The 25,699-nt window shown below is 67.2% G+C and carries 25 protein-coding genes; 9 read left to right on the forward strand and 16 right to left on the reverse strand.

The window, feature by feature from the left end:
• Positions 1–14: 14 nt before the first annotated feature.
• Entirely contained in the window at positions 15–929 is a 915-nt protein-coding gene (ftsX, locus tag C6I20_RS11065; RefSeq protein WP_118396015.1) for a permease-like cell division protein FtsX, read from the reverse strand.
• Between the two features lie 8 nt (positions 930–937).
• Positions 938–1,627, reverse strand: a complete 690-nt coding sequence (gene ftsE, locus C6I20_RS11070; protein ID WP_118396016.1) for a cell division ATP-binding protein FtsE — start codon at positions 1,625–1,627, stop codon at positions 938–940.
• A gap of 203 nt (positions 1,628–1,830) precedes the next feature.
• Between ftsE and C6I20_RS11075 the strand changes: the two genes are divergently transcribed.
• Positions 1,831–3,021: a Gfo/Idh/MocA family protein gene (locus tag C6I20_RS11075; protein WP_118396017.1), complete on the forward strand. Its 1,191-nt coding sequence runs from the start codon at positions 1,831–1,833 to the stop codon at positions 3,019–3,021.
• A 15-nt stretch (positions 3,022–3,036) separates the two neighbouring features.
• On the opposite strand, the gene prfB is transcribed toward C6I20_RS11075, so the two are convergent.
• Positions 3,037–4,143 carry a peptide chain release factor 2 gene (prfB, locus tag C6I20_RS11080; RefSeq protein WP_118396018.1) on the reverse strand — a complete coding sequence of 369 codons (1,107 nt, stop codon included), beginning with the start codon at positions 4,141–4,143 and terminating at the stop codon, positions 3,037–3,039.
• Positions 4,144–4,165: 22 nt separating this feature from the next.
• Positions 4,166–4,348, reverse strand: a complete 183-nt coding sequence (locus tag C6I20_RS11085) for a DUF5302 domain-containing protein (RefSeq protein WP_118396019.1) — start codon at positions 4,346–4,348, stop codon at positions 4,166–4,168.
• A 37-nt stretch (positions 4,349–4,385) separates the two neighbouring features.
• Between C6I20_RS11085 and C6I20_RS11090 the strand changes: the two genes are divergently transcribed.
• The 5 genes from C6I20_RS11090 (at position 4,386) to C6I20_RS11110 (ending at position 8,708) form a co-directional block, all read left to right on the forward strand.
• Positions 4,386–4,799: an HIT family protein gene (locus C6I20_RS11090; RefSeq protein ID WP_118396020.1), complete on the forward strand. Its 414-nt coding sequence runs from the start codon at positions 4,386–4,388 to the stop codon at positions 4,797–4,799.
• Positions 4,796–5,341 carry a hypothetical protein gene (locus C6I20_RS11095; protein WP_118396021.1) on the forward strand — a complete coding sequence of 182 codons (546 nt, stop codon included), beginning with the start codon at positions 4,796–4,798 and terminating at the stop codon, positions 5,339–5,341. The genes C6I20_RS11090 and C6I20_RS11095 overlap by 4 nt, the downstream gene beginning before the upstream one ends.
• Positions 5,342–5,515: 174 nt before the next feature.
• Entirely contained in the window at positions 5,516–7,090 is a 1,575-nt protein-coding gene (locus tag C6I20_RS11100) for a hypothetical protein (RefSeq protein WP_216822869.1), read from the forward strand.
• 4 nt (positions 7,091–7,094) lie between these two features.
• Complete coding sequence (locus tag C6I20_RS11105; protein ID WP_118396022.1) at positions 7,095–7,529, forward strand: hypothetical protein; 435 nt, start codon at positions 7,095–7,097, stop codon at positions 7,527–7,529.
• A 21-nt stretch (positions 7,530–7,550) separates the two neighbouring features.
• The gene (locus C6I20_RS11110; RefSeq protein WP_118396023.1) at positions 7,551–8,708 is read left to right on the forward strand and encodes an FHA domain-containing protein; all 1,158 of its coding nucleotides are present in this window, start codon (positions 7,551–7,553) and stop codon (positions 8,706–8,708) included.
• Positions 8,709–8,714: 6 nt separating this feature from the next.
• Here C6I20_RS11110 and C6I20_RS11115 read toward each other — a convergent pair whose 3' ends face one another.
• Positions 8,715–10,352, reverse strand: coding sequence for a serine/threonine-protein kinase (locus C6I20_RS11115; RefSeq protein ID WP_118396024.1), 1,638 nt, complete (start codon positions 10,350–10,352; stop codon positions 8,715–8,717).
• A gap of 154 nt (positions 10,353–10,506) precedes the next feature.
• Between C6I20_RS11115 and C6I20_RS11120 the strand changes: the two genes are divergently transcribed.
• Positions 10,507–11,880 (forward strand): serine/threonine-protein kinase, encoded by a 1,374-nt coding sequence (locus C6I20_RS11120; protein ID WP_162891270.1) that lies wholly within the window; start codon positions 10,507–10,509, stop codon positions 11,878–11,880.
• A 5-nt stretch (positions 11,881–11,885) separates the two neighbouring features.
• Here C6I20_RS11120 and C6I20_RS11125 read toward each other — a convergent pair whose 3' ends face one another.
• A complete protein-coding gene (locus tag C6I20_RS11125) occupies positions 11,886–13,994 on the reverse strand; it encodes a cation:proton antiporter (protein ID WP_162891271.1) in 2,109 nt (702 codons plus the stop codon).
• Positions 13,995–14,133: 139 nt separating this feature from the next.
• Here C6I20_RS11125 and C6I20_RS11130 point away from each other — a divergent pair, with 139 nt between their 5' ends.
• Positions 14,134–14,928: a serine/threonine-protein kinase gene (locus C6I20_RS11130; protein ID WP_162891272.1), complete on the forward strand. Its 795-nt coding sequence runs from the start codon at positions 14,134–14,136 to the stop codon at positions 14,926–14,928.
• Positions 14,929–15,051: 123 nt separating this feature from the next.
• Entirely contained in the window at positions 15,052–16,221 is a 1,170-nt protein-coding gene (locus tag C6I20_RS11135; RefSeq protein ID WP_118396027.1) for a calcium-binding protein, read from the forward strand.
• Positions 16,222–16,276: 55 nt separating this feature from the next.
• Here the strand turns inward: C6I20_RS11135 and C6I20_RS11140 are convergent, their stop codons facing one another.
• From C6I20_RS11140 to C6I20_RS11180, 10 genes are all read right to left on the reverse strand, one after another.
• Positions 16,277–16,558, reverse strand: coding sequence for a hypothetical protein (locus C6I20_RS11140; RefSeq protein WP_162891273.1), 282 nt, complete (start codon positions 16,556–16,558; stop codon positions 16,277–16,279).
• A 14-nt stretch (positions 16,559–16,572) separates the two neighbouring features.
• Positions 16,573–18,576 (reverse strand): hypothetical protein, encoded by a 2,004-nt coding sequence (locus tag C6I20_RS11145; RefSeq protein WP_118396029.1) that lies wholly within the window; start codon positions 18,574–18,576, stop codon positions 16,573–16,575.
• A gap of 21 nt (positions 18,577–18,597) precedes the next feature.
• The gene (locus tag C6I20_RS11150) at positions 18,598–20,979 is read right to left on the reverse strand and encodes a hypothetical protein (protein ID WP_118396030.1); all 2,382 of its coding nucleotides are present in this window, start codon (positions 20,977–20,979) and stop codon (positions 18,598–18,600) included.
• Between the two features lie 209 nt (positions 20,980–21,188).
• Entirely contained in the window at positions 21,189–21,587 is a 399-nt protein-coding gene (locus tag C6I20_RS11155; RefSeq protein ID WP_371682638.1) for a pilus assembly protein TadG-related protein, read from the reverse strand.
• The gene (locus C6I20_RS11160; RefSeq protein WP_118396032.1) at positions 21,584–22,012 is read right to left on the reverse strand and encodes a hypothetical protein; all 429 of its coding nucleotides are present in this window, start codon (positions 22,010–22,012) and stop codon (positions 21,584–21,586) included. The genes C6I20_RS11155 and C6I20_RS11160 overlap by 4 nt, the downstream gene beginning before the upstream one ends.
• A complete protein-coding gene (locus tag C6I20_RS11165) occupies positions 22,009–22,404 on the reverse strand; it encodes a TadE family protein (RefSeq protein WP_254052120.1) in 396 nt (131 codons plus the stop codon). Before C6I20_RS11165 ends, C6I20_RS11160 begins: the two co-directional genes overlap by 4 nt.
• A gap of 3 nt (positions 22,405–22,407) precedes the next feature.
• Positions 22,408–22,569: a hypothetical protein gene (locus tag C6I20_RS17135; RefSeq protein ID WP_162891274.1), complete on the reverse strand. Its 162-nt coding sequence runs from the start codon at positions 22,567–22,569 to the stop codon at positions 22,408–22,410.
• A 13-nt stretch (positions 22,570–22,582) separates the two neighbouring features.
• Positions 22,583–23,497 (reverse strand): type II secretion system F family protein, encoded by a 915-nt coding sequence (locus tag C6I20_RS11170; RefSeq protein WP_118396033.1) that lies wholly within the window; start codon positions 23,495–23,497, stop codon positions 22,583–22,585.
• Entirely contained in the window at positions 23,494–24,351 is an 858-nt protein-coding gene (locus C6I20_RS11175) for a type II secretion system F family protein (protein ID WP_118396034.1), read from the reverse strand. Before C6I20_RS11175 ends, C6I20_RS11170 begins: the two co-directional genes overlap by 4 nt.
• Positions 24,339–25,577 (reverse strand): CpaF family protein, encoded by a 1,239-nt coding sequence (locus C6I20_RS11180; protein WP_118396035.1) that lies wholly within the window; start codon positions 25,575–25,577, stop codon positions 24,339–24,341. Before C6I20_RS11180 ends, C6I20_RS11175 begins: the two co-directional genes overlap by 13 nt.
• Positions 25,578–25,699 lie beyond the last annotated feature (122 nt).

The raw sequence follows: 25,699 nt of genomic DNA on the forward strand, positions 1-25,699 counted from the left end.
TTAAGGTACAAACCTCATACGTCGAGGTATTTGCGGGTCATCACGAGTGTCGGGATCAGCGCGAGCACGAGCGCGAGCACCGTGGTGAGGCCTGCGACCACGAACGCCTCGTGCCAGCCGACCCACGTCGTGATCTGTCCGAGCGTGTCACGTAGATAGCCGTAGACGACGAAGTACATGAAGGCGCCCAGCCCCGCTGCGGCAAGCGCTGCGGAGATCAGGGCAGCGATCAACGACTCGAGCACGAACGGCAGCTGGATGTGCCAGCTCGAGGCGCCCACGAGACGCATGATGCCGATCTCGCGCCGTCGGGCGTACGCCGTCATGCGGATCGTGTTGGAGACCTGCAGGATGGCCGCGAAGATCAGCAACAACGAGGTGGCGATCGCGGCGTACTGCATCTTGTTGAGCGCGCTGAACAGCGGACCCAGAAGCTTCTTGAGCGAGTTGACGTTGCCGACGCCGTCCATGCCGGACACCTGGCTGACCACGCCGTCGAACTTGTTGGCGTCCTTGAGGGTCACGAAGTAGGACTCGGGGAACGAGTCGGGCCCGAGCGTCTCGAGCTGCTTGCGGCCCGTGTCGGACTGGCCCAGCAGCGCCCTGGCGCGGCCGTAGTTGTCGGCCGGGGTGCGAACCTCGTACGTCTTGACCTCGGGGTTCTCGTCGAGCGCCTGCTTGACCGCGGCCTTCTGGTCGTCGGTCGCGACACCACCGATGCAGTTCTGGCTCGGCGAGTTCTTGGTGCACAGGTTGACCTGCAGCTGGAGCTTGTCGCCGAAGTACTTCTCGGTGCGGTCGGCCTGGCTCTGGATCAGCAGACCGAGTGCGGCCAGCAGCAGGGAGACGGTCATGGTGACGACCAGCGAGATCGTCATGGACTTGTTGCGCGACAGGCTCTGGCCCAGCTCGCTCAAGGTGCTTCGCATCACGCCTCCTAGTTCTGGTAGCCGTAGATGCCGCGGGCCTCGTCACGGACCACGAGCCCGTTTTCGAGCTCGATGACGCGCTTGCGCATCTGGTCAACGATCGACGCGTCGTGCGTCGCCATGACCACGGTGGTGTCGGTGCGGTTGATCTGGTCGAGCAGCTTCATGATGCCGACGCTGGTGTTGGGGTCGAGGTTGCCGGTCGGCTCGTCCGCGATCAGGATCATCGGGCGGTTGACGAACGCACGGGCGACGGCGACGCGCTGCTGCTCGCCACCGGACAGCTCGTCGGGCATCCGATGCCCCTTGCCGTCCAGACCGACCATCTCGAGCGTCTCGGGCACGAGCTTGTTGATCTCGCTGCGTGGCTTGCCGATGACCTGCAACGCGAAGGCGACGTTCTCGGTCACCGTCTTGTTGGGGAGCAGCCGGAAGTCCTGGAACACGGTGCCGACCTGGCGGCGCAGCTTGGGCACCTTCCAGCTCGAGAGCTTGTTGATCTCCTTGCCCGCGACATAGACCCGACCACTGGTCGGGCGCGCCTCGCGCAGGATCAGTCGCAGGAAGGTCGACTTGCCCGAGCCGGATGAGCCGACGAGGAAGACGAACTCGCCCTTCTCGATCTCCAGGTCGACGGCATCGAGCGCAGCGCGCTTCTGGCCGGGATAGGTCTTGGTGACCTTGTCGAATCGAATCACCCGTCGAGTCTAGGCAGGTCGGGCCACGGGCGGGCGAAGGCTCGCCCCGGTGGCCGCCACGCGGTCTGCCGTGTCGTCGCCCGTGCGACACACCAATCGACCACGAGGGACAATGTCGACACCCACCTTTCTTCGGCCCTGGAGCCACGATCGGCCCGGGCATCCACGCACCCGCCGAGCACCACCGTCGTGAGGAACTGCACATGACCGACACACGTAGCGAGCTCGGGATCGGCATGGTCGGCTACGCCTTCATGGGCGCCGCCCACTCCCAGGCCTGGCGCACTGCACCCGCCTTCTTCGACCTGCCGCTCCACCCGCGCATGACCGCGATCTGTGGCCGCAACGAGGCCGCCGCGGCCGAGGTCGCGCGCCGGTTCGGCTGGGAGTCCGTCGAGACCGACTGGCGGGCGCTGCTGACTCGCGACGACATCGATGTCATCGACATCTGCACGCCGGGCAACACGCATGCCGAGATCGCGATTGCCGCCCTCGAGGCCGGCAAGCACGTCCTGTGCGAGAAGCCTCTGGCCAACACCGTCGAGGAGGCCGAGGCCATGGCGGCTGCCGCGAGCGCGGCCGCGCAGCATGGCGTACGCGCGATGGTCGGCTTCAGCTATCGCCGCACCCCGGCAGTGGCCCTGGCCCAGCAGCTCGTGACGTCGGGCCGGATCGGCACGGTGCGCCACGTACGCGGTCAGTACCTGCAGGACTGGCTCGCAGACGAGAACGCGCCACTGAGCTGGCGGCTCGACAAGTCGCTGGCCGGCTCCGGCGCGCTCGGGGACATCGGGGCACACATCATCGACATGGCGCAGTTCGTCACCGGCTCGGCCATCGCCTCGGTGAACGGACTGATGGAGACGTTCGTCAAGACCCGCCCGATCGCGGGCACAAGCGCGACGCTCGGCGGCATCTCCTCCGGCGACGCAGAGCGCGGACCGGTGACCGTCGACGATGCGGCCGCCTTCACCGCTCGATTCGCCAGCGGCGCCATCGGCGTCTTCGAGGCGACCCGGTTCGCGACCGGGCGCAAGAACGCGCTGCGGCTCGAGATCAACGGCACCCTCGGCTCGATCGCGTTCGACCTGGAGGACATGAACGTCCTCGAGCTGTTCGACGCGACCGAGGACCCCGCGATCGCCGGCTTCCGCCGGATCCTGGTGACCGAGGCCTCCCACCCCTACATCGCCGCGTGGTGGCCGCCCGGGCACGGGCTCGGCTACGAGCACGGGTTCACCCACCAGGTCGTCGACCTGGTCAGCGACATCGCGAGAGGTGCCGACCCCACGCCGTCGTTCGCCGACGGTCTGGCGGTGCAGCGCGTGCTCGCGGCGGTCGAGGCCAGCGCCTCCGACGGCACGACCCATCAGACGGGTGCCGCCTCCGACTGATCCGTCAGCAGCGGGTCAGATGCCCTGCTCGCGGCGCCAGCGGATCCCGGCCTCGATGAAGTCGTCGATCTCGCCGTCGAGGACGCCCTGGGTGTTGCCGGTCTCGAACTCGGTCCGCAGGTCCTTGACCATCTGGTAGGGGTTGAGGACGTAGTTGCGCATCTGGTCACCCCACGATGCCTGCACGTCGCCGCGCAGCTCGTCGATGTGTGCCCGCTCCTCGGCCTTCTTGAGCGCCAGCAGCTTGGCCTTGAGGATCACCATCGCGCTGGCCTTGTTCTGCAGCTGGCTCTTCTCGTTCTGGCAGCTCACGACGGTGCCGGTCGGGATGTGGGTCAGCCGCACGGCCGAGTCGGTCGTGTTGACGCTCTGGCCACCGGGGCCCGAGGACCGGAAGACGTCGACCCGCACCTCGTCCTCGGGGAGGTCGATCTCGTCGGTCTCCTCCAGCACCGGCACGACCTCGACCGCGGCGAACGACGTCTGTCGGCGGCCCTGGTTGTCGAATGGGGAGATGCGGACCAGACGGTGGGTGCCGGCCTCGACCGACAGCGTGCCGTACGCATAGGGCGCCTTGACCGCGAACGTCGTCGACTTGATGCCGGCCTCTTCGGCGTAGGACGTGTCGTAGACCTCGACGGTGTAGCCGTGACGCTCGGCCCAGCGGATGTACATGCGCTGCAACGAGAGTGCGAAGTCGGCGGCGTCGACGCCTCCGGCGCCCGAACGGATCGAGACCAGCGCGTCGCGCTCGTCGTACTCCCCCGACAGCAGGGTGCGGACCTCGAGGGTGTCGATCGCCTTCTTGATCCGGACGAGCTCACGCTGGACCTCGGCGGCGGCCTCGGCGTCACCCTCCTCGAGGGCCATCTCGTGCATGATGTCGATGTCGTCGAGCCGCTCGCGCAGGCCCATGACGCGCTCGACCTCGGACTGCAGGACCGAGAGACGTCCGGTCACGCGCTGGGCGTTGGCCTGGTCGTCCCACAGGTCGGGTGCGCCGACCTGCTCCTGGAGGTCGTCGATCTCCTTGCGGATGGCGTCGAGATCCAAGACCTTCTCGATCGAGGTCAGGGTCGCGTCGAGGGCCTTGGTCTGCTCAGTGAAGTCCGGTGTTGCCACCCGTCGAGGTTACAGGGGAACCTCAGATGCTCTTGCGGCGGAACTCCGGGGACTGCGTCGGGCCGTTGGCGCCGTGAGACTTCTCGCTGCCGTCGTGCTCGGCGCCCTCGGCCGTCGCGTGGTGCTGGTTCTTCTTCTTCGCCAGCGCCTCACGGAACTTGGCCTTCATGTCGGTCTTCTGGTCGTTACCTTCTGATTCAGCCATGCGCCCACCATATGCCCATGTGTGGTGGGATCGACCCATGAGCGACGGCTGCCTGTTCTGCGACATCATCGCCGGCACGGTCCCGGCATCCATCGTGCTGGAGACCGAGAACGTCGTGGGGTTCCTCGACGTGCGCCCGGTCTTCAAGGGCCACACCCTGCTCGTGCCGCGCCGGCACGTCGTGACGCTCTCGGACCTGCCCGAACCGCTCATCGTGCCGCTGTTCTCGTCCGCGCAGCGCGTCGCCGACGCCGTGACCTCAGGCCTTGGCGCCCAGGGAACGTTCGTCGCGATGAACAACGTCGTCTCGCAGAGCGTCGCCCACCTGCACGTGCACGTCGTTCCGCGCACCAAAGGCGATGGGCTGCGTGGCTTCTTCTGGCCCCGGACCAAGTACGCGGACGGCGAGGCCGAACAGTACGCCGCGACGCTTCGGGAGGCGCTCGCATGAGCACGACCCGCGAGGAGGCTGCGGCCAAGGCGCGACATGTGCTCGGCGCCGAGCCCCGATACCACCCCGACGCCGAGCTCGAGGGCGACACCATCTGTGGTGGCTACGCATTCGTCGCCGGCGATGCCGCCGCGATCATCGGCTTCGACGGTGGTTACCAGACCAGCATGCTCGTGCTGGCCGGCGAGACGATGGAAACCCTGATCGCCGGCTGGCTCGTGGAGCAGAGGCATCGCCACTCGACCCATGCCTGCCCGATCTGCGGCGCGACCACGTTCCACACCGGCCGCTACCCGGCCTCGGTGTGCCCCGAATGCCACGCACGTGCGGCTGATCGTGGCGGGCGCCGGATCGTCGGATACAACGAGGGGATCTCCGGCGGGCTGATCGTCTTCTACGCGGAGGCCACCGGCGGACCGCAGACCGAGATCGCCGCGGAGGTCCTCGCCACCGGCCGCTGCTGGATCGACGGCATCGAGTGCACGATCGGCGAGGCGCGCTTCGGCGGGGTTGTCATCGAGGCCCTCGCTCCGCCAGCCTGAGCCGCTGTGCGCGGCGGCGCCGAGCACGGTGCGTGAGCTTCCGCTGGCACGGCCCGTGGCAACGTGTCTCCAGGTCGAAATCACTCGGACCGCAGGTAGAATTGTTGAAATTTTGACTCTTTCGGCCGCGCCTGTGGAACAGTTGTGACATCGGGAACATGTTGAGGAGGACCCGTGCCAGCCGACCCAACAGTTCGCGTTCCGACATCGACCGAACCCGTCATCGTGACGGGCCACGGCGACCTCACCGATGACCTCGTGGCCACCTCGGTCTGGACCGACGAGCAGGTCGCCGCGGCCGGAATACCTGTGGTCGATGTCCCCTTCGTGACGGTCGGCGGTGGCATCGGTTCATTCGTGATGTTCGACTACCTGCGAATCGCGGGTGTGCCCAAGGACCAGCTCAAAGTCCTCGGCATCAACGACGCGCCGTGGTCGACGTACGAGTACCTCACCCGCAACTCACAGATTCCCCGCGGGGAGAGGCTGCGCTCAGACTCGGCGTCGACCCCCGACTGCATCTGGGGATTTCCCAGCTATGCGGTGCGTGAGGCCCTCGCAGCCAAGGGCCTCCGGAACAAGCTCGGGCCGTTGTGGACGGTGTTGACCGAGCCCATCTTGTCGGACTACTACACGCCTCGCGCGGGTCAGGCCTTTGCGTCGATGGAGCGGGAAACGGCTCGAGTCGGCTATTTCGACTGCCTCGAGAAGGGCCTGGTCCGGATGGTCCGGAAACGTCGTGGCGGTGGGTACTTCACGGTGCTGACGCCACCCGAGGGGACCACTGCGACCCGGCGGGTTGCGTATCGGAGCCGTTGGGTCCACCTCGCCGTCGGGTATCCGGGACTCAAGTTTCTCGACGACCTCCAGACGTACCGCGACGCCTATCAGGACTACGCGAGCGTCGTGAACGCGTACGAACCACACGAAGGCGTGTACGAAGAACTCCGCCGGCATCCGGGCACGGTCGTGATCCGCGGCAGCGGCATCGTGGCCTCACGCATCCTGCAACGGTTGATCGACGACCGCGACAAGCACGGACTGCAGACCCAGATCGTGCACGTGTTCCGCACGTACGTCAGCGGCGCCCAGGGCAAGAGCGTGTTCATGCGGCGGCCGGGCGGCCACGGCTGGTCCTACCAGGGGTTCAACTATCCGAAGTCGGTCTGGGGCGGACAGCTCAAGACGAAGATGCGGCGGCTCGAGGGCGAGGACCGAGCTGCGCTCTACAAGGCGATCGGAGGAACCAACACACCTGTGCGCAAGCTCTGGCGCGAGCAGCTCGCCAGAGGTCGGGCCGAAGGCTGGTATCGCACCGTGACGGGCCAGGTCGAGTCCGTCATGCCGGCCCCTGGAGGCGGAACAACCACCCGTATCACAACAGATCAGGGGGTCCTCGAGCTCCACGCGAACTACGTCATCGACTGCACGGGCCTTGAGGCGACCATCACCGAGCATCGGCTCATGGCTGACCTCCTCGAGCACGCAGGCGCTGGCCGCAACCCGCTCGGACGTCTCGATGTGGAGCGCACCTTCGAAGTCCGGGGCACCTCGAACGAGGGCAGGATCTATGCCGCCGGCGCGGCGACCCTGGGCGGCTATTTTCCCGGGGTCGACACCTTCCTCGGGCTGCAGATCGCGGGCCTGGAGATCGCCGACGACCTCGCGCGGCAGGGATTCGGCAAACGGATCGGACCCATTCGCTCGACCACACAGTGGTTCAGATGGGCCCGCGGAAGGAACATCTGAGCTCATGGTCCCCACACTTTTCGGTCGCATCCAGACCCGCATCTTCGTGATCGCCGTCGTGGGTGGCTTGTGGGCGATCGTCATCAGCCCGGTGCTCCCGGGACGAGGATCGATCGGTGACAACTACCGCACGATGTACGCGATCCTGCTGATCGTCCTGGTCATCGGCATCGTCTGGGAGCTCATCTACCACGGCATCCAGCAGTTCCGTTGGGAGAAGGACTGGCCGACGCTGTTCGGACTGCTGCTGGGTGTTCCGGAGGGCTTCGTGGCGTTCTTCGTTGCTCGCACCGGGGTGTTGCCCGCCACCGAGCACATCTCGGTCGCCGCCTTCGTGGTCGGTTTCGGCACGACGTGGCTCGTGACCTGGTTGTTCGTCAACGGACCGATGCGGGTCTTCACGGTGCATTGGCGATTCAACGGTGGACGGCTCGTGTGATGGCAATCGAGGGGAATTGACATGGACTGGCAGATTTTTCGCGTGTGCGTTTCACCTGGTGACGCCGTCGTGGTGCGCGAGGGCGCGGCGGTTGTCGTAGCCCACCCGATCGGTGACTCCCACGAGGGGTTTCTGGACGAGTTGATGGCCGTCCTCCATGAGGATGCGCAACAACTCAAACCGGCCGCGGGTGGCACCCTCCGACACGTTGCCGCACTGGTGACCCAATCCGATTCCGAAGCGGTGCCCAGTCTCGGGCTCCTGACCGCGATCGACGGCGACATCGTTGCGTTGCTGGTCGGGCGGATGCGTCTGAGGATCACTCGCTCCGGAGAGGTCGAGGAGTGGTCCGGGCACGACGCGACGACGTACGTCGAGCGGCGGGTCCGCGGCGAGTTCGACCAGCTGATGATGGCTGTCACTCCCGACGACATCGTGCCTGACCTGCGCAGCAACCTTCACGGCGGTGTCGTCCGCGGCTCGGGAGTCCTGCTGATTCCCGCCGGTCGAAGCATCCCGACCGACGAGCCCGACGAGCCCGACGAGACCATGATTGATCCTGCGCTGACGGTCCCCGAGCCACAGCCACAGCCACAGCCACAGCCCGCCTACACGCCGATCTCGTTGGTCGAACCGGATGCACCATCGGAGACCCCGGAGATAGCCGATCCCCCTGCTGCGATCGAGACGAGCTCGGTCCGACAGGCCGTTCAGGTGCAGGGCATCGTCTGCTCCCGAGGGCATTTCACTCGGCACGATGCGAGGTTCTGCTCGCAGTGCGGCATCTCGATGGTGCATCAGACACACAACCTGGTGATGGGTGACCGACCACCGTTGGGAGTTCTCGTGACCGATGACGGCTCGGTGTTCCCCTTGAGCTGCGACTACGTCATCGGACGCGAACCCGAGACCTCGGACGCGGTCGTCTCCCGACAGGCCAACCCCTTACCCCTCGACGACGAGGGCGGATCCATGTCACGGATCCACGCCCGGATCCTGCTCGACGGCTGGGAGGTGCGGGTCGTCGACGCGAACTCTGCCAACGGATCCTTTTTGACCACCGCGTCGGGTCCGGACTGGATCAGGCTCGAGCCCGGCGTGCCCTGCACGATCGCGCCGGGGACGCAGCTGTCGATGGGTGGCCGCACCCTGACGTTCGAGTCGCACCAGCGACTCTAGGCGGGCTCACTTCTTGGTCAGCTCGTAGTTCGTTGTCCTCTTGATCGGCTTCGTCTTGTCACAATTGACGTAGTCCGAGAAGGTCTTGACGAGCGTGCTGGTTCCCGCCAACTCCGTTGGCGGCGTGGCTGAGGTCGATGAGGTCCACGGCGAGTATGTGTTGACGAACTCGGCGTGGACCGAGCTGCCCGGTATTTCCTCACCCGTCGCGTAGGCGATGCATTTCTCCTCGGCAGACTCAGTCTTGGAGGCGATCTGCAAAGCCGCACCGTCCCACGTGTACCCGAACGTGTTTCCCGAGCTGGATGTGATGGATCCCGCGCAGGTCAGGGCGGCGCAGTCCGAGGCGAACGTCCACGTCACCGTGCTCGTGTCGCCTGCCTTCTCGCCGCTGAACTTTGTCGTCACGATCGTCGACTTCAGGCTCCAGGCTCCATCAGGGGCCGCGTCGGCGAAGGCCTTTTCCGCGGCCTCCTTCTTGTCCTCGATGGCCTTGGCCTTGGCAAGAGCGGCGGCGGCCTGCTCTTTGACCTTGTTCTCCCGCCGCTGGTCGGCGATGGCGCTTCCCGCGAAGACAACGCCCGCCACCACGACGGCAGCGGCGACTGCCGCGGCCACTCCCTGCGCACGGCCGAGGCCCAAGAACTTGCGACCGGAGCTCGTGGCGACCTTGGTGGCAGCCGTGGCCGCGTGGGACCCGGCCGTCGTCGCAGTGACCGGGTTGGACACCGCAGCAGCCGTGTCGATGATCGTGGTCGCTGCCGCACCACCCCCCACCGCGGCTACGCCCGTCGCGCTCGCGGCGATCGCACTCGCGACGAGACCGGTGATGGACGCCCGGGCCAGCCAGCCGGCACCAAATCGCCGCTCGGCGGCGGTCTCGAGCTCAGCAAGGAAGGCGGCCGCGTCCACCGGCCGGACCGACGGGTCCTTGGCCAGCGATCTGGCCAATAGATCCTGCAGGTCGGCCCCGTGCCCGTCGAGTGTCGGAGCGGTGTCCTCGCGGTGTTGACGCAGAAGCGTCGCGACGTCCGAGCCGGTGAAGGGCGGGTGTCCCGCAAGCAGGGCGAAGAGCACGGCGGCCGCCGAGTAGACGTCACTCGACGTGGACACCGGGCTCGACGAGGCAGCTTCTGGACTCAGGTAGGCGGGTGTGCCCAGGGCATCTGATGCTCCGATCGGGGCAGCCAGGCCGAAGTCGACCAGCATGGAGGTGCCACCGGTGTCGGCAAGGATGTTGGTGGGCGAGACATCTCGATGCACGACACCGTGCTCATGCGCGTGGGCCAGGCCGAGCATCGCCCCGCGAATCACTCCGACCGACTGCTCCGGGGTCATCGATCCCGCCTGCTTGAGGATCGCCTCGAGGGACGCACCGTCGACCCACTCCTCGGCGATCCAAACCCGGTCGGCCTCCTCGACGTAGTCGTAGATCGTGACGATGTTGGGGCTGTCGAGCGTGGCCAGGATCTCGGCCTCCGTGCGCATGCGGGCCAACAGGCCCGGGGCCTGCCGCAAGGCTGGGCTCAGCTCCTTGACGGCGGCTATTCGATCCAGATCGGTATGACGCACCCGATAGACGGTTCCGGTCGAACCAACCGCTACCTGCTGCAGGACCTCGTACTGACCAAATGAAGACTCCATGAGTTCGCCCGCCTCCTCGACGCCGCCCCTGTGCTGCGTCCCTTCGAAGGTATTCCTATAAGTACTGGCACGAGTGGGAATTCGTCACAGAAACGTCAAAACGACCAGTCCAATCTGCTGATGGAAAACCGGTGATGCTCCTATGCTCGATCGCATGGATGCCGGGAATGGAAACCTCCCCGCCGGCTACGAGTTCAACCGGGTCTTGGGCGCAGGAGGCTTCGGTGAAGTGGTGCTGGCCCGTCACGTGCGCCTCAACCGTCTGGTGGCGATCAAACACATCCACGGCTACTACCTCAATGACGAGGAGAGCCTCAAGCGGTTCGAACGGGAAGCGAAGCTCCTCGCCCGGACGAGCTCACCGTCGGTGGTGCGCGTGTACGACCTCTGCCGCACCGAGGGCAATGTTCACCTCGTCATGGAGTACGCGCCGGGGCGGCCGCTGTCGGAGATCTTGGAGTCCGGGCCGATGCCCGCGGCTGAGGCGATCGTCGTGCTCCGCGATGTCGCCGACGCGTTGGCAGCCGCCGCCAGACACGGGATCGTGCACCGGGACGTCAAACCGGCCAACGTCTTCGTGCTCCCCGACGGTCGGGCCAAGCTGGGTGACTTCGGGATCGCTCGGATGGCCAACGATCCTTCGATCTTCCGGACCGCAGAGGGCCCCGCCATGGGCACTCCGGCGTACTTCCCGCCGGAGCTCGGTCAAGGCCTTTCCGAGCCGGACGAGCGCTCCGACGCCTACAGCTTTGCCGTGATGGCGTTCGAGATGCTCACTGGCGCGCGGCCATTCGAGGGCCCGGATGCGCTTTCACTGATCACGGCCCACTGGCGACTCGAGGTCCCGGACCCCGGCTCGATCCTCTCGGGCTTTCCCGTGGCAGCGACAGCGATCCTGCGGGTCGGGCTCGAGAAGGACCCGAGCAGCAGATCATCGCCGGCCGAGCTCGTGCTCGGTCTCGCAGGTATCCGGGCCGACAGATGGCCGGCCGTGGACACCGCACAACGCGCACGTGCTCCAGTGGGAGCCAGCGATCCGACGATTCGTGGGGCCAAGCCGCCAGGATCAGCGGAAGCTCCCCCTGTGTTGGCTGCCGGCAGAAGGCCCCGCCGGCGCCTGAAGATGTTGCTGGCCGGCCTGGCTGCTGCGGGAGTCGCAATCACGTTGGCCGTGCTGGCGATGACATCGATCGGCAGGTCAGCGCCACTGGTGGTCGAGGCCGTGGACCTGACTGTGGATCCACGCTCGGGCGAGTCGCTGTGCCCGGCCGGCGCCTTCACCTTCGACGGCTCGATACGCACCAATGGCGAGGGCGGTTCGGTGACGTTCGCCTGGGTACGACCGGACGGCAAAGATGTTCCGGCCCACACCGTCGCGGTGGAGGACGGCCAACGCCGGCTCCCGGTGCAGCTGAGCTTCACGGTGTCCGGCTCCCAGGCCTTCGAGGGCGTGGCGATGCTCCGAGTGCTGGAACCCGGCGCGCTCAGCGCGGAACAGAAGATCCGCTACACCTGCCCGGCATCCTGAGCGAGCTAGGCGTCCTGGACCTTCGTGTCGAGCAGCTTCGTGAGGCTGTCACCGCTGTCGCCAAGCGCGGCACGGACAAGAAGGACCGCTTCATAGCCCTGCGTATCAGTGAGATCGTCTCCACGGCGCCGCCAGTCGGACCATCCCGCGACGAGGATGCGCTCGGCCCGGCCTAGCTCGGGCGACTCGGGGCTCTGGGACATGGGGATGCCTGCCTTGGCGAGCCTGTCCCGAATCGCGCTCGCGTGATGCCGGTCGCGACGGTCGGCCCCGACCTGCAGGGCGATGGTCGAGCCGAGCCGTGAGGCGAGCCGGCAGGCCTGCTCGACGGCGGCCAACCCGTCCGGCCCGGTGCGCGGGATGAGTGCCACCTGCCTGGATAACGCCGGGCCGCCGCCCGGGCCGGGCCCTGACCCGGCCACCTCTCGCCCAGCGGCGATGACAAGGATCACGGCGCAGTCGGCGGTCTCGAGCATGTCGTGGGCCAGATCTGCATCGGTGGTGCTGATCACGACGGCGTCGGCGTCTGCTGCTCGTACCTGGGTGTCGAGATCGGCGGACACAGCGCCGGAGAACTGTGACCGGACCACGGCCGAGGCCCCCGAGGCGGTGGCGCGACGTTCCAGACCCTGCATGTGCTCGAAGGAGGCGGCGACGGCAGCCAGCTCTGACGCCAGGCCCGACCCCACCTCGACCTGGTGGACCGGCGGATCGAACCGACTGATCACGAGCTGGCTGCTTGCCTCATCGCCGAGGAGCGCCACACCGAGGTCGACCATCTGTTCGGGCTGCGACTCGTTGACGACCGTGACGACCCGATAGTCGGCCGAGAGCCCCAGCTCCTCTCGTTCGGCCAGAGCGATCTCGCGTGCGACCAGCCGGTCCGAGTAGAACAGGCGTAGCAATGGCTCAGTCATCACGGTTGTGATGATTGCCATGAGAACCATGACGGTGAACAGCCGGTCATCCAGGACGCCGGACTCCTTGCCGATCGTCAGGATGACAAGCTCGGTGAGGCCGCGGGCATTCATCAGGACGCCGACCGCGCCCGCTCGCCGGCCGGGAACCCCCACCGCCCGCGCGGCGAGGGCCGCACCGAAGAACTTTCCGCCGCAGGCGACGAGAAGTACGGCACCGAGCTCGATCACACCGTCCACGCCGAGATCGCCCACGTTGACGTCGAGTCCCGTGGTGATGAAGAAGACCGGCAACAGCACGAGGACCGTGAGCTGTTCGACGCGTTCGAGGATCTCCTGGGTGAGGACGGCGGCGCCTTCGCGAGGCATGATCGCGCCGAACAGGAACGCGCCGAAGATCGCATGGATCCCGATCCGGTCGGTGAGAAAGCTCGAGACCAGGACGCCCACCAGCACGATCGCGAAGAGGTCCGGCGTCAGCCGGCCGGCCGCATTGCGACGGCGGACCAGTCCCCGCAGCATCGGCTTGACGATCAGCAGCATCGTCGCGACGAAAGCCAGAGCCTCCACGATCATGATCACGAGGTCCTGAGTTCCCGATGCCCGGACCACGGCGAGCACAGCCGCGAGCATCGTCCAGGCGAGCACGTCGTCGACGGCGGCGCAGGCCAGCGCGAGGACACCGACCGAGGTTCGTTGCATCCCGCGTTCGGTCAGGATGCGGGCCAGGACCGGAAACGCCGTCACCGACATCGATGCTCCGATGAACAGCACGAAGGGCAACTTCTCCACCCCTCCTTCGTCGTGTGCTCCGTACAGCCAGAGCGCGAGGGCCGCCCCCGTGGCGAAGGGAAGGATGACCGAGGAGATCGAGATCGTGGCGGCGGTGCGACCCTTGCCCCGGATCAGGCCGAGATCGAGCTCAAGTCCCACGATGAACATGAAGATCACGAGCCCGAGGGTCGCGATGACGGTCAGATAGGGCCGCACGTCCTGGGGGAAGATCACCTCGGTGGGGTTGCCCGGCAACGTCCCCAGGAGTGACGGGCCGAGCGCCAGCGCTGCCAGGATCTCGGCGACGACCGCCGGTTGGCCCAGGCGTCGGAACAACAGGCCCATGACCCGGGCCACGGTCACGATGACGGCAATGTCGATCAGGACGACAGAGGCGATCTCGGCGGTCGTGTGCGGCTCCATGCAGGACTCCAACCTGATCGGCGGTACCCACGTTCTTGAAGTATGCCGGGGAATTTCGCGTCCGGATCCGGTTCGCGAAAATTTGCCATGGACCGATGGGTCGCGTGGGATGCTGGCCATCCGGAGCCGAGGAGGGTCGATGGACGGCATCGCCGACTACCGTTTCGTCCGGCCCATCGGCGAAGGCGGTCACGGCGCGTTCTACCTGGCCGAGCCACCACCTCGGCTGGGGATCACCGGCGACTTCGTCACCGTGAAGATCCTGTTCGGCGCCAACAACGAGGAGAACCTCCGACGGGCGACGAGGGAGCTCCGAGCGTTCGCCAGCGCGTCGTCCCCATTCCTGGTGAACCTGCTGGACGCAGGCAGGCAGGACGACATGTTCTTCTACGCCATGGAGCATTGCGCGCTGGGTTCGCTCCGTCACCCCGAGCGCGCGCTCGGACGCGCGGAGATCTTGCGGGGCGTGGCCCAGGCCGCGCGCGGCGCACACGCCCTGCACGAAGCCGGGCTCGTGCACCGCAGCATCAGCCCGGCGAACATCCTGTTGCACTCGGCCGGTGCGCGGCTCTCCGACCTGGGGCTCGTCCAGACGCTTCAGCCGACTGAGACGATGACCGGGCTGGGGCCCGTCGATGCCGTCGAGTTCATGGAGCCGACGCTCCTGTCGGGCGGTTTGGCCACGGCAAGCACGGACATCTGGTCCCTTGCCGCGTCATTGCACTGGGCCCTGGCCGGCGTCGGGATCTACGGATCGATGCCAGGCAACGACCCCCTGCTGGCGGTACGCAAGGTGCTCACCTCGCATCCGGTGATCAGCGATGACGTCACGGGCTCGGAGGCCGAGCTGATCGCGGCCTGTCTTGATCCATCGGCCGATCGCCGACCCGCGTCGGCGCAGGTCCTGGCCGATGCGCTGGAGGCGGCTGCCTGACTCCCTGCCACAGCCGGCCGGGAAAATCGGAAAAATATCTGCGTTCACCCGCGGATAACGCGCCTATCTGGCAACTTGGACAAGCCACTCCCCGCCTGAAACTCCCAACTCCCAGGAGCTCCCATGAAATCGAACCGAACTTTGGCGCGCCTTGCCGCGGCCATGACCGCCGCCGTGGTCATGTTCGCGCCGCTGTCTGCGCACGCAGACGACATCCCCGGCAGCCCCGGCGATGACTCCATCACCGGCACGACCGGGCCTGACACCATCGACGCCGGTGACGGCGACGACCAGGTCACCGGCGACGGCGACGCGTCCCTCGGCGGCACCGTCAACGGCGGCGACGACACCATCAACGGCGGCAACGCCGAGGACGAGGTCACCGGCGACGGCGACGCGTCCCTCGGCGGCACCGTCAACGGCGGCGACGACACCATCAACGGCGACGACGATGACGACGACCTGACCGGAGACGGCGACGCATCCCTCGGCGGCACCGTCAACGGCGGCAACGACACCATCAACGGTGGCGCGGGCGACGACGTCATCCAGGGTGACGGAGCAGCGATCTGCTTCTTGATCTTCTGCGGGACCGTCAACGGCGGTGACGACGTGCTCTACGGAGGCAGCGGCAACGACGTCATCTTTGGCGACGGTGACGACATGTGCAACTTCTTCCTTGTCTACTGTGGCCAGACCAATGGCGGCAACGACACCCTCCACGGCGAAGCCGGCGACGACGAGCTCTACGGCAACGGCGGCAGCGACCTGCTGTGCGGCGGGACCGGGGATGACCTGCTCATCGGTGGCGACGGCGCGGACCTCGCCTGCGCGGTCGACGACGAGGTCACGGTCGACGCGGGAGACGAGAACGTCTTCGACCTCGCAGCCAACGACGAGCAGCTCGACGACGAGACCGACGAGCTCTCGCCGCTGCTCTACTCGATCGAGAAGCAGAACCGCTGCACCGAGGCCACGATCGACGAAGACAGCGGACTGCTGACCTTCTCGGCCACCAGGTCGGGTGCGCTGACGTACGGCGTCACCCGCGACGGGGCGGCCTTCACGTCATTCGCGGATCTGCTGATCACGGTCCGCGGCCGCGGCATGTGCGGTGCGACCACGGCACCGACGGCTGCCACAACTGTGACGCCGGCGGTCTACACGACAGCCGTGCTGCCCAACGCGGGTGCGCCGGAGCACATGATGCTCGGCAGCATCGCCGGCCTGCTGATGCTGCTCGGCGGCACGGGTCTCGTGCTCAGCGGTCGTCGCAGCACGAGCAACGTCTGACACCTGAACAACCCGATGCCCGGTCCTCCGTCGAGGGCCGGGCATCGGCATTCGCTCACACCAACAAGGTGTTGTCCGGGGGGAGATCGAAGCGGCTCTTGTCATCGACGGTGAGTGCCGCGTCGGACAGGCTGAAGTGCACCCGCCCGTTGGTGTAGACCCAGATCTCGTCCGGCGATTCCTTCTCGAAGGCGGTGACAGCGGCCGCATTGGCACCCTCGGGAGGACGCGTCGTCGTCCAGTAGCCCACCTCGACCGGTTTGCCCAGCAGTGCCTCCACAGCTGCCTTGTTCTTGCCGATGATCTGCGCGCTCACGTCGGTCATTCGCTCTGCCATGTCGATATCCCTTCCTAGAACGGCTTCCAGATGCCGGTGCCCTCGTCGCGGGTGTCGGTCTTGACGGCGCCGCCGACGTTGACCTGGCTCCGGCCCTTGTCGGCCTCCCACCACGCACCGCTCCAGAAGTTCTCTCCCGACCGGCAGGTGCCGATCGAACCGATCGTGATGGTGCCGGCCGACGCGTTCAGCGCCTTGACGAACCCGTCGTTCTTGCCCGACGAGCCGCATGCAGCGACCGAGATGAACGAGGCACCGCCCGCCCCGAACGCATTCTTGATGATCGTGCCGAACGCGGTGGCCTGCGCCGTGTTCGACACCATGTCGAGGGCCTCGTTCCCCTCGACGTGCCCATCGCCGTCGGTGTCGTCGCCGAGCCGGAACCCACCTTGTCCACTCCAGCCGCCGTGCGCTTCGATGTGGATCCCGGTCAGGTAGCCACAGCTCCCGACGTAGGCGCGAAGGCCCTCGATGAGGTCGCTCACGGTGTGCACGAGCATCCACGCGTTGGCGTTGGAGTACGCCGCGTAGTCGCGGATGTCGATCTTGCGCTCGGCGTCGTGGACGAGCGCCAGGGTGCCGAGGTTCTTCAGACCTCCTGGGCAGGTCGCCGGCGCGCGAGGTGCGATGGGGGCCAGGCTCTCCCAGGCCTGCGCTGGCTGTGTGCCCGACCGGGTGGGCAGCTTGGTCACGCTCTTGTCGAGTCCTCCCGGCGTGAACGAGGCCGGGGTGAACGACGCGGGCATCAGATCAGCCGAGGCGAACGGACCCACCTGCACCGACTCGGAACCCTGCTGGCCCTCACGCGTCAGCTGGAACGGTTGCCCGCTGGAGCCGGCCTGCTTCAGGGCCCGGTCGACCGAGTCGATCTCGGTGAGCGGCGTGGCACCCGTCGACATGTTCTGCTCGTTGAGTGCCGAGGTCGACTGCTTCTTGGCCTCGCCCTCGTCGATAAGCCCCTCGTTCTTGGCCTTCTTGATGTTGCTGAGCTTTTGCTTGGCGTCCGCCGTGCCCTGCTTGGACTTCTGGAAGTCCACGGCCATCTGGCCGAAGCTCGAGGCGAGCGACGAGGCCTGGGTCAGCGCACCCATCGCATTGGCCTGGGTGCCGGCCAGCCCGGCCATGTCGCGGAACGCCTCCGCGTTCCCGACGGATCGGAGCACATCGGCCAGACCCGTCGGGTCGGGCGCGGCAGGGGCGTTCTGAAGATTGATCAGGGTGCCGGGCATCTCCGACGGGGTCGTCCCCTCGGGCGACGCCCGACGGCTGCCCAGCTGGTCGGCCAGCGCCTCGAGCTCCGGTTCCTTGTTCGTGAGCACCCAGTCGGTGCTTCCGAAGTGCTCCTCACATGCCTCGCAGGCATCCATCAGCGCTTGGGCGTAGAGCCCGTCCGTGGGCAGGCTGACCCGCAAGGGCTGGGGACGGACCTCACCGTCGTGGTAGTAGCGATCCAGGGCTGCTGGACTCTGATGCCCGTCGATGCCGAGAAAGACACCACCTGCCACGCGGAAGACCAGGGAGTTGCCCAGCACCCCGAGCGGTTCCCGTTCCACCACCGAAGCGATCGAGCGGCCGGTGTCCTCGACCCACTTCCCATTCTCCAGCCGCCTGCCGTAGGGAGCGGTGAAACCGTCGAGGAGCATGAACAGCTCATCGCGATCCATCTGCCACCAGATCACCTTGTGATAGTGGATCGCGTTGGCATTGAGGTGCACGATCAGCTGGTCCACGGCGTCCTCGATGACCCGGCGCAGATCTTGGCGCTCCCAGTCGGTCAAGGGGATGATCGCCTCCGCCCCGGCCGGATCAACCGCGCCGGTGTCCGGCTTGTTCAGATCGTTGGCGGCCTGCGCCGACCGGACCGTCGAGTCGAAGTGATTCGTGTAGTAGCGGAGCTCGAGCCGGGTCAGGTTGGCGACCGAGCCGACCGGCAGCCAGTCCTGCGCCAGCAGCCGAACCCTCTGGAGCGCCTCACGGTTGAACTTCCCGTCGACCGGGACCGTGAAGTCGACCCGCACGGTCCCGCCGAACCGATAGGACTACGCCAGGGTGAAGTCCGCGGCGTAGAAGGTGGGATTTGCGCCGACGCCGAACCGCAGTCGATCGGCCCACTTCGCAGCCATGGTCGGTGCGATCTCGCGCTGGAAGTAGGCGTCCCGATCGATGTTGGGACTTTCCATCCTCGCGATCACCGCGCTGGCTGGGATGCCGAGCAACCGGGCGATCTTGTTCCAGTCCTCGCGGGCCTTCTCGATCGCATCTTCCTCCTCCCGGTCGCGGGGGCGCTCGATGGAGAGCTGGATGTACGCCGATCCCGTCACGTAGTTGATCGGGTGGAGGCTGCGCCGGCCCGCCGGGATGTCGGAGTCGACCCAGGCGTTGGCGACCTCGTCGAGATGGTCGAGCGCCCAGCGCAGGTGCCTGGCGAGCATTCCCGAGCGCAGTTTGTCGCGCCACTTCAGCGCCTTGTTGACGTCGAAGGGCGACACCGAGAAGGGCACGAACAGACACTCCCTGACCCCGGCCAGGGCGGTATCGACCCGGTAGTGCCGGAGAATTTCGTGGTAGAGAACTGTCAGCGCATGGCAGTAGTTGATGTTGCGCACGGTCTCGGAGATCCCCTCGACCTCTTCCTCCTGCGACATCTCGGTCACGACGGTGCTCTCGAGGCGTCGGACGGAGTCGGCGAACTGGCGGATCGCATCCCGCAACTGTTGCTGCTCTGCGGCCGCCACGCGCCGCCCACCGGTCTGCCAGCTGCTCGAGGACGCCGATCCGTGCGCAGCGCCGCCGCCGATCACGACGGGACCCAACGCAAAGCCGATCCCGCCCGCGACACCCGTCGTCGAGGACTTCGAGCCGCCCTTGCTCCACTCGTCCAGGCTCGACTGCACCGCGTCGTTGTAGTCGCGGTCACGCAGGGTGGTCTGATTCACCTCGTCGGAGACCTGCGTCGTCTCACGGCGCGTCGAGCGCTCCTGCCGTCGCCACGAGACCTTCGAGATCCGCCGAGTCTGTCGGGGTGCCAGGGTCAGGGTGTGGGCGACGTCCCCGAGCGAATACCCGTTGGACCGCCACTGCACTCGATGCTCCAGGATGTGCCCGCCCGCGACGCTGCCGGCCTGGTAGAGCGTGGGATCGCCCTCCCACTCGATGGGATGGCGCGGTGACACCGGCGCACGCTGAGTCAGTCGTGACTGCAGCCAGCCGCGCCAGTACGCGGACTGGGGTCCGAGCAGCGCGGCGTTCGCAAGAGATCGCACCTCCCGGTTGTTGCCGACATCGTCGCCCGACCCGATCGCCATCCGCAGACTGCGGTTGACCCGCGGGTCCACCGTGGGCGCCTCGGTCAGCGAGTCCCGTGCCAGAACGGCCCCCGCGTCGGAGAAGAAGGAAGCCTTGAGCGCACTGGCTCGCACCGACGGCGCGAGGTCCAAAATGATGGGGCGGGAGATCACGAGCGACCCCGCACCGCCGATCTCTGGCTGGTCAACCCGCAGCACCGTGAAGAAGGGGCGCTCCCCCAGGACACGCTGCGGATTGGAGAACGGCGAGCAGCTCGAGCCCGGGTCGTCTGCGAACTGGTCCGGATTGTTGACCGCCTGACCCTCGTCGAAGTTCATCGGGGGCGACCCCGAGCCGGAACCTGCCAGGTATCCACCGTCGTCGGAGCCTTCGGCGCCGCTCGCAGGTGGCGGCAGGATGATGGTCGCGGCACTCTCGGCGAGGCTGGCAGGGTCCACCTGGTAGCCGATCCATGAGGCCGGTCCGAGCAGCATCCACAGCCACCCGACCTCATCGCCACTGACCGGCAGCGCGAAGTCGAAGGTCCCGTCACCGCGCACGGTTCCGTCGCGCAGCCCGAGCGCATTGGCATCGGCCGCGCTCGCCGTCGCGGGGTCGAGATCCATGACCTCGAAGTCCTCGACGTCGCCCGCACCGGCCAGACCAAGCAGAGCCCGGGCAGCCGAGGTCTGCGGATTGTTGCGCGAGCCGATCGTGTGAGGTCGCACGGGCGCGACGTACAGCCGGTGCTGGGTGAAGTCAGGCAGCGTGTCGGAGAATCTGGTGAATCTGCCCGTCCGGGTCAGCTGAGCCGTCGGCAGCGGCTCGACCCGCGCGCTGCCGCGGAAGACCGTCGCGGCCAGACGTACCGGAGCCTTGTCCGCGGCGTCCTTGACCGGAAACGTCAGCTTCTCGGTGACGAGCTCCACGCCCTGAGCCGTCTCGACGTGCGCCGATGCTGCGCTCTCCGGCACCCCGTCGGTCAGGCGGAAGGTCGCTGTCCCTTCCAGGTCCAGGTCTGCCGTGACGCTGCCGGCGACTTCCTGCGGCTCGCGCGACTCGGCTCCGGCCGGGACCTCACGTGTGTAGTCGACGCGCGCGACCAGGCGTTGGTCCGCCCTCGTCGCATCGGTCAAGGCAGTCTTCGGACCGAATTGGACTTCCAGTGTTGATGGCATCGCTCCCCACTCCCGTGAAGCGCCCCCGTGCGACTTGGATCTTTTGACGCTACTCCCCTCGATGGGGATTCACCACCGTTTATTTATCTCGATCTGCACCCTTCCGCAGCCGGTTGAACCTGGCTGGTCCGGGCTGGAGCAGCAGGCTCTCACGCAGTTCGATCCGTTCAATCCGCTCGTCTGAGCTGCGCGGTGGCATCGGCCACGATCGTGGTGCGTGAGGTCCAGCCCGGCGGGGTCAGTGGCAGACCGATCGTGCGTTCGAGGCGTACGTGGACCTGGTCGCCCTCCGTGCTGATCTCGACGACCCTGATGCCTTCGCCGGTCACGTAGCGTCCGACCAGCCGGCGCGCCTCGGAGTCGTCGAGCCGGACCTCTCCGCTCCGGTAGAACGCCTCCCGACTCAGGCCGTCGGCTGCCGCGAGCGCCGCACCGTCTGCAACGTTGTCGAGCTGCTGCCTCTGCAGGAACGCTGCCGAGGCATTGACCACGACCACGGCGAGAAGCCCGAGAAACACGAAGAACCCGATCGTCATCACCGTGATCGTTCCGTCCTCACGCCTCACCGCTCGGCCCGGAAGCTGCCGTAGGGCTCCGTGTGGGTGCTGTCGACCGTGATCCCGCCGAGCTGCGGGCCCAGTGCGCTCGGTGTCAGTGGCAGTGGCCGGGTCGTGCGCACCACGATCCGCACCGACGAGCCCGGCCGGAGGCAATCTGCTGGGGTCGGGAGGCAGCTGATCCGGACGTTCGCTCCGGTGAGGCCCTGATCATCCAGCGCGACGCGGGCCGCCAGCCGGGCGCGCCGCTCCCCCGACGCGACGTCCGGGGCTTGGAGAAACGCCCTGGCCGCGGCCCGGCTGGCGGTCGAGACGCCGTACGACGCGCGTTGGGTGTCGAACACCGCGACGAGGACGTAGACGAACGGCACCAACAGGAGCAGCGAGAGCCAGATGAACTCGATGGTCGCGGTCCCGTCGGACTCCCGGTTCACGGTTCCACCTCACGCACCGCGTGACCCCGGACGGTGACCGGCACCGACGGACCGAACAGGCCCAGCGCCGGCACCCGGGTCCTGACCACAACTTCGACCCCCGGGACGCCGCCGACCCCAGCGAGCGCCGCCGTGACGTCGTCGGCATAGCGGTCGGCCAACGCCTCGGCGATCAACCGCCTCGCCCGCTGGGCCCCGTCAGCAGGCGTGGCGCCCAGGGGGGCTGCTGCACGCGCCCCTTCCGAGGCCGCCGCGGCCACGGTGTTACGGACGTGGAGGACGAGCGCAACCTGGGCGATGCCCAGCACGAGCGGCAGGAGCAGGACCATGATCAGCACGAAGTCGACGACCGCAGACCCACGATCGCGCGAGTGGGCTGACGCAGCGCGCACGACTCAGCCGCCGACCGCCGACAGCGCCTGGGTCAGCATCTGACGCAGCTGGGGGCCCGCGACCGCGGTCAGGATCGCGACCAGCCCGGCGCTCATGACCGTGATCATGACCCAGCCGGGCACATCACCCCGCTCGTCGTCTCGGTGGGAGATCCAATGCCTCATGTCCTGTCCTTTCCTAGGTCCCTGAAGTCAGATGAAGCCCGATGTAGCCGGGAAAAAATGCAAAGATGACCGTGATCGGGAGGATCAGGAAGACGACCGGAAACATCATGGCCACTTCCTTGCGGCCGCCAGCCTCGATGAGCTCGCGTCGAGCCGCTTCGCGCACATCCGCGGCCTGGGAGTGCAGCACGTCCACCAACGGAGTCCCACGCTCGACCGCGATCGCGAGCCCCTCAGCAAACCTCGCGATGCTCGTGACGCCGGTGCGCGCGGCGAGAGCATCGAAGGCCTGGGCCATCGGGGTGCCGGTGTGGATGTCGGCAACGACGCGAGCCAGCTCGTCCGAGAGCGCACCGTGGCAGACCGCCATGATCCGTTCAAGCCCCGAGACCGGACTCTCACCGGCCGCGACTGCCAGCGCCAAGAGGTCCGCGACGACCGGGAACTCTGCCTGCAGCTCCCGCTCGTGCGCTGCGACGCGGCTGGAAAGGTTGCTGTCGCAGGCCAGCACTCCCCCGACGAACCCGAGCGAACAAAAGACCAGGAGCACCGGGACCTGCGTGCCCCGTTCGGTCCACAGGAGCGCAGATGCCGCGGTGGCGATTGCCAGACCTGTTCCACCCCACATCACCTGCCGGATGCGGAAGTCCTCGAGGGTCGTGGTGGATCCCAGCCGCACGAGCCGGCGACTGACGCTGGCAGAGCCACCCAGCAGGTCACCGATTGCCTCGCTCGTCCGGCGGATCGACGGACCGAACACCGCACCCGCGACGCCGGCGCCATGCGCACGTGGCAGGACGTACGGGTGGACGTCGCGGACGTAGGGCGCCAACCGCTGCTCCAACGACGGCCTCCTCGTGCGAGCCCAGCCGGAGATCACCAACAGCAGTCCGGACGAGAACAGGAACCCGATCATCGCGCCAGTCATGCCAGGATCCGCTTCTCGTCCGGCAGACGACCGATCCACATCATCAGCCGGTACGCAACGACACAGAGCACCGCGCCACCGGCCAAGACGATCCCGCCGGCCGGTGTCGCGAAACGGTGGATCACGTCGGGCTGCAGGCACATGAACAGCAGCACGACCCATGGCGCCGCGACGGCAAGCCGCGCCCCGTTGACGGTCCACGACTGGCGCGACTCGAGCTCGCCGCGCGTGCGCAGGTCGTCGCGGAGGAATCCGGAAAGAGATCTCAGCACCCGGCCCAGGTCTCCCCCACCAACCTCCCGCGCGATCCGCAGCGCCTCGACGACACGGTCGCCCACCGGATCCGCAAGCCGCGCCTTGAGCTGGTCGAGCGAGTCGTGGAAGCGACCCGACGCCTGATAGTCGCGGCCGAACTGCGTGAATGGCGGCCGGAGGCCGACGGGCCCACGCTCTCCCAGCTGCATCAGCGCCTCGGGCAGCGAGAGCCCCGCGCGTACGGCGGAGGAGAGATTGTCGACCGCATCAGGCCACAGCGCCGCGTGATCTCGTGCCCGTCGTTGGGCCCGCCCGCGGAGCACCGCGATCGGGAAGGCTCCCGCCATCAGCCCAAAGATTCCCCCGATCGCGGTCACGCCGGAGATCGCGGTGAGAATGAACCCGAACACCGCGAATGCCGCCACACACAGTGCGACAACCTGCGGAGGCGATACACCTTCGACCCCGGAACGAGCCAGGAGATCCTCAAGCCTTCCGGTTGAGCGGGTCCGACGCGCCGGCTGCCAGGCTGGCTCGTTCAACGCCCACCCGATCAGGAGCAGGCCAGTCCCCACCATCAGGCCGATCAGGGCGCCCATCGGCCCACTCCCAGCACCTCGTCGAGGTCGATGCCGACCTGGTCAAAGGCCTCGCGCCGCAGCGGCGTGCCGTGGGCGCGCTCGAGCTCTCCGGACCGCCGCACGAAGACCGGCTCACACTCGATCAGGTCATTCTCGACCCGCCCTGTCACGGCCACGATCTCCCGGACCGCGCGCGACCCGTCCGGCGCGATGCCGGTGTGCACGACGAGGTCGACCGACGTGGCGACGGTCGGCACGACGAACCGCGAACCGATGTTGTCCCCCGCCAGCAGCGGCAACGTGCAGAGCTTGACCAGCGCCTGGCGCGCCGAACTGGCGTGGATGCTGGCCATGCCGGGAAGCCCCGCGTTCAACGCGAGCAGCATGTCAAGACACTCTGCGGCCCGCACCTCGCCGACGATGATCCGCGACGGCCGCATGCGCAGCGCCTCCTTGACCAGGACGCGCAACGAGATCTCACCCGTACCTTCCAGACCGGCCTGCCGGGTCTGCATCGCGACCCAGTCGGGGTGTCCGCACTGAAGCTCGAAGACCTCCTCGACCGAGACCAGACGCTGGGCGCCCGGGATCGAGGCGGCGAGGCAGTTGAGCAGCGTGGTCTTGCCGGCCTGAGTTCCACCCGACACCACAATGTTGAGCCCCGCCGCGACGCTCGCGTGGAGGAATGCAGCACCGCGCACATTCAAGGTGCCCAGGGTCACGAGGTCGTCGAGCGAGTGGGCACGCGCAACAAACTTGCGGATGTTGACTGCCGCGAAATTCCGTGAGATCCCATCCAGCACGACGTGCAGCCGGTGACCACCGGGCAGCATCGCGTCCACGAAAGGCTGACTGATGTCGAGCCGGCGCCCCGATGAGCTCAGCATCCGCTCGACCAGCTCGCGAACCTGCTCCGTGGTCAGGATCAACGCGGTCAGCTCGTGCCGGCCGTCGCGTGCGATGAATACCCGCGACGGGTCGTTGATCCAGATCTCTTCGACCGAGTCGTCGTCCAGGTAGGCCTGCAGGGCTCCGAACCCTGACACCTCGGCCACGATCTGACCGATCACGATCTCCGGCTCGTCGAGCGAGCGGACCGCGCCGGTCAGGCTGCGGGACTCGTGCTCGGCAATGACATCGATCGCCGCCTGGCGCACCGAGTCGGCATCCGAGCGCGGATCGATCCGGCGCTGACGCACCAGGTCACGCACGCGGTCGGACAATGCCGACGTCTGAGACTCCATCCCCCGATGGACCTTTCCCCTAGAGCACTTGAGTCGATACTGCCGAAACTGCGGGGATTTGTGAAGGTGTCCACGGGTGGCTTGTGGACTCGGTCGACCCGATCGAAGTGTCGGTCGGCACA

It is taken from the genome of Aeromicrobium sp. A1-2, from assembly GCF_003443875.1.
In the GTDB taxonomy this organism is placed as follows: Bacteria; Actinomycetota; Actinomycetes; order Propionibacteriales; family Nocardioidaceae; genus Aeromicrobium.

Bases quoted from the DNA above. Each gene is read 5' to 3' on its own strand.
- C6I20_RS11085 (WP_118396019.1), bottom strand. From the start codon at position 4,348: ATGGCTGAATCAGAAGGTAACGACCAGAAGACCGACATGAAGGCCAAG.
- C6I20_RS11105 (WP_118396022.1), top strand. From the start codon at position 7,095: ATGGTCCCCACACTTTTCGGTCGCATCCAGACCCGCATCTTCGTGATC.
- C6I20_RS11130 (WP_162891272.1), top strand. From the start codon at position 14,134: ATGGACGGCATCGCCGACTACCGTTTCGTCCGGCCCATCGGCGAAGGC.
- C6I20_RS11125 (WP_162891271.1), bottom strand. From the start codon at position 13,994: ATGGAGCCGCACACGACCGCCGAGATCGCCTCTGTCGTCCTGATCGAC.
- C6I20_RS11135 (WP_118396027.1), top strand. From the start codon at position 15,052: ATGAAATCGAACCGAACTTTGGCGCGCCTTGCCGCGGCCATGACCGCC.
- C6I20_RS11120 (WP_162891270.1), top strand. From the start codon at position 10,507: ATGGATGCCGGGAATGGAAACCTCCCCGCCGGCTACGAGTTCAACCGG.
- C6I20_RS11075 (WP_118396017.1), top strand. From the start codon at position 1,831: ATGACCGACACACGTAGCGAGCTCGGGATCGGCATGGTCGGCTACGCC.
- C6I20_RS11095 (WP_118396021.1), top strand. From the start codon at position 4,796: ATGAGCACGACCCGCGAGGAGGCTGCGGCCAAGGCGCGACATGTGCTC.
- C6I20_RS17135 (WP_162891274.1), bottom strand. From the start codon at position 22,569: ATGAGGCATTGGATCTCCCACCGAGACGACGAGCGGGGTGATGTGCCC.
- C6I20_RS11090 (WP_118396020.1), top strand. From the start codon at position 4,386: ATGAGCGACGGCTGCCTGTTCTGCGACATCATCGCCGGCACGGTCCCG.
- C6I20_RS11140 (WP_162891273.1), bottom strand. From the start codon at position 16,558: ATGGCAGAGCGAATGACCGACGTGAGCGCGCAGATCATCGGCAAGAAC.
- ftsX (WP_118396015.1), bottom strand. From the start codon at position 929: ATGCGAAGCACCTTGAGCGAGCTGGGCCAGAGCCTGTCGCGCAACAAG.
- C6I20_RS11115 (WP_118396024.1), bottom strand. From the start codon at position 10,352: ATGGAGTCTTCATTTGGTCAGTACGAGGTCCTGCAGCAGGTAGCGGTT.
- C6I20_RS11175 (WP_118396034.1), bottom strand. From the start codon at position 24,351: ATGGGCGCCCTGATCGGCCTGATGGTGGGGACTGGCCTGCTCCTGATC.
- C6I20_RS11110 (WP_118396023.1), top strand. From the start codon at position 7,551: ATGGACTGGCAGATTTTTCGCGTGTGCGTTTCACCTGGTGACGCCGTC.
- C6I20_RS11170 (WP_118396033.1), bottom strand. From the start codon at position 23,497: ATGACTGGCGCGATGATCGGGTTCCTGTTCTCGTCCGGACTGCTGTTG.
- C6I20_RS11180 (WP_118396035.1), bottom strand. From the start codon at position 25,577: ATGGAGTCTCAGACGTCGGCATTGTCCGACCGCGTGCGTGACCTGGTG.